Raw genomic sequence first — 10,685 nt, forward strand, 5'->3', positions numbered from 1 at the left:
TCGGCTCCTCGGACGCCGAGCTGCTCGACGGCGGCTTGGGCAACGACCGGCTGCGCGGCAATAAGGGCAACGACTACCTGCTGGGCGGCGACGGTGCCGACACCTACCTGTTCGCCGCGGGCGATGGCCAGGACGTGCTGAACAACCTGTCCAATACCCCTGCCGACCAGGATGTGCTGAGCCTGGAAGGTATCACCCGGGAGAACCTCTGGCTGTCGCGCCAGGGTGACGACCTGGTGCTGGACGTGCGCGGGTCCGAAGACCGCATCAGGGTGCAGGACTGGTACGTCAGCCCGGCGCAGCAGCTGGACAAAGTCCAGGCCGGCAGCAGCGCGCTGTACGCCAGCCAGGTGGACGTGCTGGTCAACGCCATGGCCGCCTTCGGCGCGCCGGCGGGGGGTGAAATCAACCTGACGCAGACCCAGCGCACGCAGCTCAACACGGTGATCGCGGCCAACTGGCAGTAGCGGTAAAAAAACCTCCGCGGCGCGACGCAAGTCGCGCAGGCGTGGCGCCTGGAAAACATGCCGTATCGGTCGATACGGGCATTTTTGTTGTTCAGGATTCGCGGTTTGGATGTGCAGCATGGGTATCGCTTCGCTCAACCCATCCTACGGCCCTGGGTCGAACCCGTAGGATGGCGTTGAGCGCAGCGATACCCATCAATGATCGACCGCCAGCCCCCTTGCGTCCACACCTGGGCCTCCGCCGCCCCACGCGGCGGAGCGATGTTGTTCAGGATCCGCGGTTTGGATGTGCAGCGATCCCCATCAATCGTTGGAGCGAACCGTAGGATGGCGTTGAGCGCAGCCGATACCCATCAATGATCGACCGCCAGCCCCCTTGCGTCCACACCTGGGCCTCCGCCGCCCCGCGCGGCGGAGCGATGTTGTTCAGGATCCGCGGTTTGGATGTGCAGCATGGGTATCGCTTCGCTCAACCCATCCTACGGCCCTGGCTGCGGTAATGGAGCTTCCTTGCACGACCGTTCCATCGCCCGCGCCGTGCGGGCTTTCCTGGCGTCGCACGCCGCGAAGCTTTACTTTCCCAATCGTTCGCCGGCCAGCAAGCGTTGCCCATTAATGTCTGCAGAAGGTTTCAGTGTGATGAGAGCGTCGTTCGAAAGCGTGCTGAAAGACAAGAATCGGCTGCACCTCGAGCGGGTACGCCGCGACGAGCCTGTCGTTGCGCTGCGTCGGGTCGCCTTCGTCTTGCGGGATCATTTCTCGATGATGGCCTTCACCGGTGCCGTGGATGCGCTGGTCACGGCCAACCTGATGAGCGCTACGCCCCTCTATGAGGTTTTGGTGGTCGGTGGCGGCGCGGACGTCGTGGTCAGCGATCTGGGGATCTCCATCGCCAGGGGTTGCCGCCTGGCCGACCTGCATGAGCGGGACCTGCACCTGATGGTAGTCTGCGGCGGTTTTCGCGTGCCATTGGCGCCGGACCCGTTGCTCAGAAGCAAGCTGCGCCTGGCCGCTGCTACCGGCGTCCTGCTGGGCGGGTTATGGAACGGTGCCTATTTTCTCGCCGAGGCGGGGTTGCTGGATGGCTATGACTGCGCATTTCACCCTGACGGCCGGGCGATGATGGCGGAGCTGTTCCCCAAGGTTCGCCTGTCCCGCCACTCCTTTGTGTTGGATCGTGAGCGGATCGGCTGTGCCGGCGCCAATAGTTCCCTGGGGATGATGCTCGAGGTGGTCAAGCGCGATTGTGGCGACAGCCTGGTTCAGGCGGTGGAAGAGGTGCTCGGCTGCGACAAGCTGCAGGACGTCATGGACGTTTCAGTGGTGGCGGTCGACCGCGACCCGACGTTGCCGCAACCGCTGAAACTGGCGTTGGAACTGATGCACAACAACATTGACGAGCCCCTGAGCATGGATGAGATCGCCGCCTGCGTGGAGATTTCCACGCGCCAGCTCGAGCGCCAATTCTGCCGTCATGTCAACGCCACGCCGTCACGCTACTACCTGGAGTTGCGCCTGACGCGTGCCCGGCAGTTGCTGCAGCAGACGAACAAATCCCTTGCCGATATCGCCGTGGCCTGTGGGTTTGTCAGCATTTCGCACTTTCGCCGCTGCTTTCGCGAATTCTTCGACGTGGCGCCGGGGAGTTTCCGCGCCGATGCACGCAAGGCGCGCTGAGTCCCGGGGCCGCGCGCACTGTCTCTAGGCCGGCTTGGTCACTGGCGTGACCGCTTCTGGTTGGAATGCCTCGGATAAGGCCGGTTGCCTATGGCCTCTGCTGGCGGGCCTCGGTGCACGGCGGGGAAGTGTTCCACTCAACCCGAGGCGATGCGCGGGGCACCAGCAATCTGGAGTACGGCTCACAGACGCTGTCGCTGCCCCTCTTCTGCAGCGCCCCGTACCTACTGGCTGAGCACCCGCTCGGCCACCTTGCGCAAGGCCAGCAAGGAGTCGGCAGACTCGCGTTCGATGCGTTTTCGCAGCACCAGGCGGTTGGTCAGGCGCATCAGTAGCCCTTGAAACCCGTACTCCAAAGTGCGCACGAAGCGCGTGCCCCCGGCCGTGGCATGGCACTCGTAGCTGACCAGCAGCTGCAGGCCATGGTCGCCTGCCGCGCGGGCCCGCCAGCGTTGTCCGGGAACACTTTCCACGACCTCCCAGCTCAGATGGCCCGACCGGCCTCCCGCGTGAATATCCTCTTCGAAACGGCTGCCTGCCGGCAGCGGACCACTGGCGCCTTCCACCCGTAGCGAGGAGGGATGCCACTCCGGCCAGCGTGTCGCCGAGCTGGCATAGGCCAGCAACGGTTGCGGGGCGCGGGCGATTTCGATCTCGTGTTGCATGAGCGTCCGCTGACCTCCGTTGGCTTTCTCCAGCGGCTCCCAGTGCAGGCTGCCCAGCAACCAGTCCATAAGGGGGAAGACCAGGTTGAAGTTATGCGTCTGCATCAGGTCACGGCGATGGTGCAGCTCGTGCAGGTGCCGCATCTGCCTTATCCAGGGCAACCGCGCCACGGGATGAGTGTCCGGCAGGTGTTCGCAGGCGTGGAAGATTTCGTAGCTTAGGTAGCCGAACAGCAGGGTGCAGGCAAACAACGCCGCGACATTGCCGTTGAGCCAGGCCAGTAGCCACCAGGCGGCAAACAGGCCAAGGCTGTAGACGACGATCAGCCAGGCGGGGAAGAGGATCACCCGCCAATCCCTGGCCGTTTCATAGCGCATCTGCCCGGCAACGAAAAAGCTGTGGTGATCGCCGGTGTGGCGTTGGTAGAACAGGGCGCTGAGGCGATGTTTGTGGTGCCCCAGGTGCTTGTGCACGGTGTATTCGCCCCAGTTGAAGAACACCAGGGCCAGCGGCACGACCAGCCATTCCAGGGGGCGCACCTGATCCAGTGTTCGCCAGAAAAAAGCCAGGCCCAGCACGCCGTAGGCCAGCACGAAGGCGCCATGCAGCCAGGGATTGTAGCGAGCGTGGATGCCGGCGCGGTAGCGAGCCCGAAAGCCTTGGGTATCGAAGGTCATGACCGCTCCAATGGGGTGGGATTGACAGCAGTCTAGGCATCGATAAATTATTTCGATAATGGATATATATGATGAGCATTATTCATGAACCTGAATTTGCGCCAAATCGATCTCAACCTGTTGCTGGTCTTCGATGCGCTGATGCAGGAGCAAAATCTGTCGCGCGCGGCGCTGCGCCTGCATATGAGCCAGCCGACCGTGAGCAATGCGCTGGCCCGGCTGCGCACGCAACTGGGGGAGCCGCTGTTCAAGCGCACGGCGCGAGGCATGCTGCCGACCGCCCAGGCCCAGGCTCTCTACGGGCCGATCCGCCAGGGGTTGCATCTGTTGCAGCTGGGATTGGGAACGCAGCAGGCCCTGGACCTGCAGGCCGAGCACAGCTTCCGGGTGTCTATGAACGACTATGCACAGGCCACGCTGTTGCCGACCTTGCTCGCTCACCTGGCGTTGCTGGCACCGCGGGTGGTGCTGTCGGTGCAAAGCGACGAGGCGGATTCGCTGACCGCTCGCCTGGCCTCGGGGGCGCTGGACCTGGCGATCGACTACCTGTACTTCGACAGCGGCGACCTCTGCTACCAACCCTTGCTGGAGGAGCAGCTGGTGGTGATCGGCCGGGCAGGGCACCCGGCCTTTGCCAATGGCCTTTCGCTGGCCGCTTATCAGCAGGGCCGGCACGTATTGATCCAGCCGCGGGCCGGGCGAGGCTCGCCGCTGGAGATCATTCTCGGCTCGGCCAAGGTCCGGCGGCAGGCGCAACTGCATGTGCCGCACTACCTGACCATCCCACCGATCGTGGCGCAGTCCGACCTGCTGGGCACGGTGCCACGCCGACTGGCTGAGCATTATGCGTCGATCTACGCGCTGCAGGTCGCCCCGCTACCGGTGGAGGTGCCCGCGGTACAGGTGAGCCTGATCTGGCACCGCCAGCAAGAGCTGGCACCCGGCTTGCGCTGGCTGCGCGAGCAGATCACCCAGCTCTACGGCTCGCCAGGGGGGCTTGCCCTGGGTTCCCCAAAGCCCTGAGTCGCCTTGCCTCCCCCGCGCGGCGGAGCGATGTTGTTCAAGGTTCGTGGCTTGGATATGCAGCATGGGTATCGCTGCGCTCAACCCATCCTACGGGCCTTACGGTGAATCGTAGGATGGCGTTAAGCGCAGCGATACCCATCACAATGATCGACCGCCAGCGTCCCATGCGTCAGCGCCGCTCACCAACTTCCAGACTCGGGCCTTTATTTGCTGCCCAATCCTTCGGTAACAGCCCCGCGGCGACATAGCGGTGGAACGACGACCAGGGCCAATCGGCCACTCGCTGCACATGGCCGTGCTTGCGGGGGTTGTAGTGGATGTAATCGACATGGCGGGTGAAATCCTGCTCGTCACGAATACGATGTTCCCAGTAGCGCCGCTGCCAGATGCCACGTTCGCCTTTGCTTTGGCGGCTGGCACTGATCGCCTCCGTGCGGGACAGCGCGCGGGAGAAGCCGGCTTTGATCAGGCGCCAGCGCAGGGCAAAGTCAGCGTCCTCGGAGGGCAGGGTGCACAGGGCGTGCAGATGGTTTGGCAGCACCACAATGGCGTCGATGTGCCAGGGATGGGCGTGCATGACCCTGATAAAACTGGCTCTCAGCAGATGGACCTGAGCACTGAGCAGGTCGCCTCGCCGGTCGGCCAGATTCAGGGTAAAGAACCAAGTGGCACCTGGTGTGTGATCACGACGATAAGCGGTCATGGCGGCAATCCTTTGCAGCAGCAGATGTTGGCAAAGTTTAGCCGGGGTGGACGGTAGCGATGGTTTTGCGGCATGGGTATCGTTGGGGCGCACCGTAGGATGGCGTTGAGCGCAGCGATACCCATCAATGATGGCGTTGAGCGCAGCGATACCCATCAATGATCGACCGCCAGCACCCCCTGCGTCAGCGCCGTTCACCCCTGGGCCGCCGCCGCTCCCCGTGCGGCGGGGCGGTGTTGTTTTGGATGTACGGCATGGGTATCGCTGCGCTCAACCCATCCTACGGCCTACGGGCCTGTACGACGCACCGTAGGATGGCGTTGAGCGAAGCGATACCCATCACAATGCGAGTGCCAACCGGCCCTAGGCCAGCCGGTCCGCGGCGGTCGCCTGCCGGGTGGCCATTATCATGGCCAGGAATTCGGCAGCAAAACGATGGCAATCGCCCGGCCAACGGGCCGACAGCAGATTGCCATCGCGCACCGTGAAACCGGCCCGTACATCCTTGGCACTGTCACGCCGAGGCAGGCGCGGTCCTGTCTTGAAATCGGTCGGCGTGGCCAGGGCGGCCCTGACCTCGGCTTCGACCGTTTGCCCATAGGTACGGTAGTACCGACCCAGCCATGGCGCGGTGACCGCCCAAGCCAGCAACTCCATGCTCAACCCGGGCAGCGCGGTGGCCTGCCGGCCATGCAGCACTGACTGTCCGGTGCGCGGATCGATGGCCCGGGCCAACAGCAGCATGCCATGGCAGACCGCCGCCGTGGGTTTGCCGGCCTGGAAGAAGGCCACCACCAGCGCCTGGGCCCGCTCGGATTCCAGCAGGCTGCGCACCCCCTGGGCGTGTCCGCCGGGCACCAGCAGCGCTTCGAAATCGGCGGCGACCGCCTCGGCGTAAGTCAGCGGCTTGAGAAAGGCGGCGCTCTGGATCATGCGCTGATACAGGTGCAGGTCGGCTTTTTTCGTCATGAAAAAGGGATTGAGCACGCCGAAGCCACCACTCACCAGGCGCGGGTCGGCATAGGCCGGGGCGCCCGTCGGGGTGGCGAAGCGGACGTCGAGGCCGGCCCGTTGCAAGGCGTCCCACGGCACCGCGCTCTCGGTCGGGTCATAGTCGGAGTCCGGTAACAACAACAGAATCATGCCGAGGCCCTCGAGTTGACGCCTTGGGTCAGGCGGGTTCTATGGATTTCGCGGGCAGCCTGGAAGCCCTTGTCGCGCAGGGCATGCCAGGCCAGGCCCAGCTTGCCCATGCTGAAGAAACGCGTGCCGTAACGCCGTAGCGCCCGCAGGTCGATCTCGAACCCCAGCCCTGGCGCGGTGGGCAACTCCAGTTCGCCACGCTCATGGTCGAAAGGGCTCACCAGCAGGGCATCACGTTTCTCCACGGTCCAGGAGGGTGGGTTCAACGGGTACTCCAGAAAGCTGTAGGCACGATCGCCGCCCACGGCCATCAGCTGCAGGTTGACGGCGAAGCCGATGCCATTGGTCCAGGTATGCGGGGTGTATTTCAGCCCGGCCGCCTGGCACAGGCGAATGACCTCCAGGGTTTCACCGATGCCGCCGGTAAACATGGCATCCGGCTGGAAATACGCATAACAGCCGCGCTCGATCATCATTTTCAACTCCGCCAGGCCGCCGGTGTGCAGCTCGCCACCGGCAATCGGCACGCGGCTGTAGCGGGTCAACTCGGCTTGCTCGGCATAGGCGTCCATGGGCAACGGCTCCTCGATCCAGGCCACGCCGAGATCGGCGCAGGCATCGGCAAAGCGCTTGGCGCGGGGCAAGTCCCACAGTGGCGCATCCGCCACCGCGGTGACCCGCCAGGCCTGGTTGACATCCACGGCGATCGTCATCTTGTGACCCACGGCCTGGGCCACCGCCGCGACCTGGGCGATGTCCACCCGCTCGTCGAAGTCGTGCACGCGCAACTTGATCGCCCGGAACCCCTCGGCATAACGGGCTTCGGCTTCCTCAACACGCGCCTGCGGGGCTTTTAGCTCGCCGGTGGACGCATAGAGCTTGATCCGGCCGGCCTCGGCACCGAGCAACTGGTACACCGGCTTACCCGCCAGCTTGCCCTTGATATCCCAGAACGCCGGCTCGATCCAGCTGTTGCGCAGGCCCAGGTAGGCCATTTCACGCAGCCGCTGCTGCATCAGCGGGATGTCGGTGGCGTCCAGGCCGATCAGGTAGGGGCCGATCAGTTCGCCGAAGCCGCGCCGCTCCCGGCCCATGGACGGCCCGGCGGACCAGCCCTGCACACCGCTTTCGGTGATGACGCGGATCAGATCGAAACGGTTCTCGGTTTGCGGGTAACCGGGAATCCAGCTGGGGCGGAACGCAGTCTCCAGCGGAACCGCGACGTGGTACATCTCAATGCGGCTGATGCGGGGCATGGGTACCTCCTGGTCGTAGGTACCCATGATGCGAAGCCGCGCGCGCGGTTGCATTGACAGGGTGCGGCGCCTAGATTGTCATTTCGTGCCAGAACCACCGAGAGCCCCATGCTCGATCCCCGCACCGTTGCCAATACCTATGTGCGCACCTTGCTTGGTGCCGTGCAGAAGCAAGGCGTGCCGAGCGCGCAGCTGTTGCAGGGCTTGCCGGTGGACGAGGCCCTGCTTGGCGCGCCGAATGGTCGTATCGGTGTCGCGCTGGTGCAGCGGATCTGGCAACGGGCACTGGCGCTGAGCGGCGATCCGGCGCTGGGGCTGCGGGTGGCCGAAGCGCTGCAGCCGAGCAGCTTCCGCGTACTGGGGCATGCCGCCATGAGTTGCGCGTCGCTGGAGCAGGGCTTGGCGCTGATGCTGCGTTACCAACGCCTGGTCAGCGAGGCCGGAACCTTGGCGATACACAGCCAGACGGCCAGCGCCGTGACGATCGCCTACACCGAGCAACCCATGCGCCTGGGCCTGTTGCCGCAGCAGATCGAGGCCATAGTCGGCGGCATTCTCAGCCAGGCGCGCTGGCTGGCATGCCGCCCCCTGGTGCCCGAGGTCGTCACCTTCCAGCATCCGCTGCAAGGCAGCGCCGCCGACTACCAGGCGTTTTTCGGTTGCGAGGTGCAGTTCGACGCGCCCTCGACCTTGCTCAGCTTTGCCCGTGCGGACCTGCAGCTGCCGTTGCCCCAGGCCGATGCCGAGCTGTGCCGGGTGCATTGCGAACTGGCTGAGCGTCAGCTCGACAGTCTGCCGCAAGTGGGTTTTATCAGCGCCTATGCCCTGCAGTGGCTTAGCGCCCAAGCCAGCGGCTCGACCCGGATTGGCGACTTGGCCAGGACGCTCGGCCTCAGCGTGCGCAGCCTGCAACGGCAGTTGCACCAGGAGGGCCAGAGTTGGCGCCAGGTCGTCGATGCCGCTCGCAGAAGTAGCCTGATCGCCTTGCTGCAAACGGGCATGGCGTTGGAGGAGGCTGCGCAGCAGCTGGGTTACCACGATGCCAGCAGCCTGAGCCGGGCGGCCCGGCGCTGGTTCGGCAAAACCCCGGGGCAATGGCGCCAGGACCACTTGCGACCCTAGGCGCTGTCGCGGGCGCGCAGGCGTACCCCGGTGGTCGCTGTAGAGACCCGGTGGCCGATCAGGTCCGGTTGATGGAAATCCCACCATCGCTTATCAGGTTCGCGCCCGTGGTAAAGCTCGAGGCATCGGAGGCGAGGTAGAGCGCCGCTTGGGCGATCTCCTCGGGCCGCGCCAGGCGCTTGAGGGCGTGCAAGCCTTCGACGAAGGCCCGGGCTTCGGGCGTGTTGGCGGCGGCGCGGCCCATGGGCGTGTCGCTGCCACCCGGTAGTAGCGCATTGGCGCGGATGCCCTGGGCGCCGTATTCGACCGCGATCACCTGCATCAGACCGATCAGGCCGGCCTTGCTGGCCGCATAGGCGCCCATCCCCGGAAAGCCGAGGGTGCGGCCGACGAAGGAAGAGGTGAAGATCAGCGAGCCGCCGCCGCGGGCGATCATGGCCGGAATCTGATATTTGGCGCCGAAAAAAGCGCTGGTCAGGTTGGTGTCGAGCAGGGCCTGCCAGTCCTCGCTGGAGATATCGGTCACCGCGGAGCTGTTACCCAGAGTGCCGGCGTTGTTGAAGGCGATATCCAGCCCGCCAAAGCGACCCACGGCGAGCTCCACCAGGGCACGGGCCAACGCCTCGTCGCGGATGTCGCCGGCGAGGGCGATGGCCTCGCCACCGCACTCTTCGATCTCGGCAACCAGCGCCTGCAGCTCGGCGTGACGGCGGGCGGTTACCAGCACTTTCGCCCCCTCCCGGGCGAAGAGCTTCGCCGTTTCGTAGCCAATGCCGGAACTGGCACCGGTCACAATCGCCACCTTTGCTGTTAACTGGCCCATCCTGCGCTCCTTATGCTGACCTGACTTCGAGGGGGCAGCATGCTGGCGCCTGACGGGGTGGGCTATCCGTTTCTTGGGATTGAATCAGGACCAGGCGAGGCACCAGTGACGACCAACTGCTGCAAGGCCTCGCGCAGCGGCGCGGGAAGGGCCACCGGGCGATTGCTCGCACGGTCGACGAACACATGAACGAAACGCCCGGCGGCGCAGGCCTCGGTCTCGCCGTGCTTGAAGATCGCCAGCTCGTATTGCACCGAACTGTTGCCCAGTTTGCCGACCCGCAGGCCGACCTCGATGGCCTCCGGAAAGGCGATGGAGGCGAAGTAGTCGCAGCTGGAGCTGACGACAAAACCCACCACCGCGCCGTCATGGATATCCAGGCCGCCGACCTCGATCAGGTAACGGTTCACCGCGCTGTCGAAGTAGCTGTAATAGACCACGTTGTTGACGTGGCCGTAGAGGTCGTTGTCGTGCCAGCGGGTGGTGATCGGCTGGAAATGCAGGTAGTCAGTGCGCAGCTGTGGTTGCAGATTCATGCTTATTCCTTGTTCGGCATCTGGGGTTTCACCGTCTTCGCCGGGTGCCGGGTCAATAGGCCGCCTGGTAGATGGCCAGGGCATCGGCCTCGCTGACCTCGCGGGGGTTGTTCTGCAACAGGCGTTGTTGCAACAGCGCATCGGCGGCCAGGGTCGGCAGCATCGCCTCGGGCACGCCGGCCTCGCGCAACCGGCTGGGCAGTCCACAGCGGGCGTTCAGCGCAGCCAGCTCGGCGATGAATTGCTCGCACAGGCTGTCGACCGAGCCCGGCTGCAGGCGCTCGCCCAGCAGCAGTGGCGCCAGTTCGGCGTACAGCGGCGCCGCCAGCGGTGCATTGAAGCGCAACACATGGGGCAGCACCAGGGCGTTGGACAGGCCATGGGGAATATGAAAATGCCCGCCCAGCGGATAGGCCAGCGCGTGCACCGCCGCCACCGGTGCATTGGCGAATGCCGGGCCGGCCAGGCAGGCGCCCAGCAGCATGGCCTGGCGCGCCTCGCGCTGCTGCCCGTCGTGCACCACCGTCATCAAGTTCGTGGCCAGCAGGCGCAGCGCCTCGCGGGCCAGCAGGTCGGACAGCGGATTTTT

Annotated in this window: 11 protein-coding genes; 4 read left to right on the top strand and 7 right to left on the bottom strand. The window is 65.0% G+C overall.

Annotated features, from left to right (window positions below; genetic code table 11):
• Both ABWY06_RS05535 and ABWY06_RS05540 read left to right on the top strand, forming a co-directional pair.
• On the top strand, positions 1-467 hold a 467-nt coding region (locus ABWY06_RS05535; RefSeq protein ID WP_353924572.1), incomplete at its 5' end, for a calcium-binding protein.
• A 639-nt stretch (positions 468-1,106) separates the two neighbouring features.
• A complete protein-coding gene (locus tag ABWY06_RS05540) occupies positions 1,107-2,144 on the top strand; it encodes a GlxA family transcriptional regulator (RefSeq protein WP_353924573.1) in 1,038 nt (345 codons plus the stop codon).
• A 224-nt stretch (positions 2,145-2,368) separates the two neighbouring features.
• Here the strand turns inward: ABWY06_RS05540 and ABWY06_RS05545 are convergent, their stop codons facing one another.
• Positions 2,369-3,487 (bottom strand): sterol desaturase/SRPBCC family protein, encoded by a 1,119-nt coding sequence (locus ABWY06_RS05545; RefSeq protein WP_353924574.1) that lies wholly within the window; start codon positions 3,485-3,487, stop codon positions 2,369-2,371.
• 84 nt (positions 3,488-3,571) lie between these two features.
• Between ABWY06_RS05545 and bsrA the strand changes: the two genes are divergently transcribed.
• Complete coding sequence (bsrA, locus tag ABWY06_RS05550) at positions 3,572-4,510, top strand: LysR family transcriptional regulator BsrA (RefSeq protein ID WP_353924575.1); 939 nt, start codon at positions 3,572-3,574, stop codon at positions 4,508-4,510.
• 172 nt (positions 4,511-4,682) lie between these two features.
• On the opposite strand, the gene ABWY06_RS05555 is transcribed toward bsrA, so the two are convergent.
• The 3 genes from ABWY06_RS05555 to ABWY06_RS05565 form a co-directional block, all read right to left on the bottom strand.
• Positions 4,683-5,216, bottom strand: coding sequence for an REP-associated tyrosine transposase (locus ABWY06_RS05555; RefSeq protein ID WP_353924582.1), 534 nt, complete (start codon positions 5,214-5,216; stop codon positions 4,683-4,685).
• A gap of 363 nt (positions 5,217-5,579) precedes the next feature.
• Positions 5,580-6,359, bottom strand: coding sequence for a type 1 glutamine amidotransferase domain-containing protein (locus ABWY06_RS05560; RefSeq protein WP_353924576.1), 780 nt, complete (start codon positions 6,357-6,359; stop codon positions 5,580-5,582).
• A complete protein-coding gene (locus ABWY06_RS05565; protein ID WP_353924577.1) occupies positions 6,356-7,615 on the bottom strand; it encodes a mandelate racemase/muconate lactonizing enzyme family protein in 1,260 nt (419 codons plus the stop codon). Before ABWY06_RS05565 ends, ABWY06_RS05560 begins: the two co-directional genes overlap by 4 nt.
• A 108-nt stretch (positions 7,616-7,723) precedes the next feature.
• Between ABWY06_RS05565 and ABWY06_RS05570 the strand changes: the two genes are divergently transcribed.
• Entirely contained in the window at positions 7,724-8,737 is a 1,014-nt protein-coding gene (locus ABWY06_RS05570; protein ID WP_353924578.1) for an AraC family transcriptional regulator, read from the top strand.
• A 58-nt stretch (positions 8,738-8,795) separates the two neighbouring features.
• Here the strand turns inward: ABWY06_RS05570 and ABWY06_RS05575 are convergent, their stop codons facing one another.
• From ABWY06_RS05575 to ABWY06_RS05585, 3 genes are all read right to left on the bottom strand, one after another.
• Positions 8,796-9,560 carry an SDR family oxidoreductase gene (locus ABWY06_RS05575; RefSeq protein ID WP_353924579.1) on the bottom strand — a complete coding sequence of 255 codons (765 nt, stop codon included), beginning with the start codon at positions 9,558-9,560 and terminating at the stop codon, positions 8,796-8,798.
• A 62-nt stretch (positions 9,561-9,622) separates the two neighbouring features.
• Positions 9,623-10,096 (bottom strand): acyl-CoA thioesterase, encoded by a 474-nt coding sequence (locus ABWY06_RS05580; RefSeq protein WP_353924580.1) that lies wholly within the window; start codon positions 10,094-10,096, stop codon positions 9,623-9,625.
• Positions 10,097-10,148: 52 nt separating this feature from the next.
• Positions 10,149-10,685, bottom strand: a 537-nt coding sequence (locus ABWY06_RS05585) for a dehydroquinate synthase/iron-containing alcohol dehydrogenase family protein (RefSeq protein WP_353924581.1), incomplete at its 5' end; no start/stop codon positions are given.

This window comes from Pseudomonas sp., assembly GCF_040514055.1.
Classification (GTDB): Bacteria; Pseudomonadota; Gammaproteobacteria; order Pseudomonadales; family Pseudomonadaceae; genus Aquipseudomonas.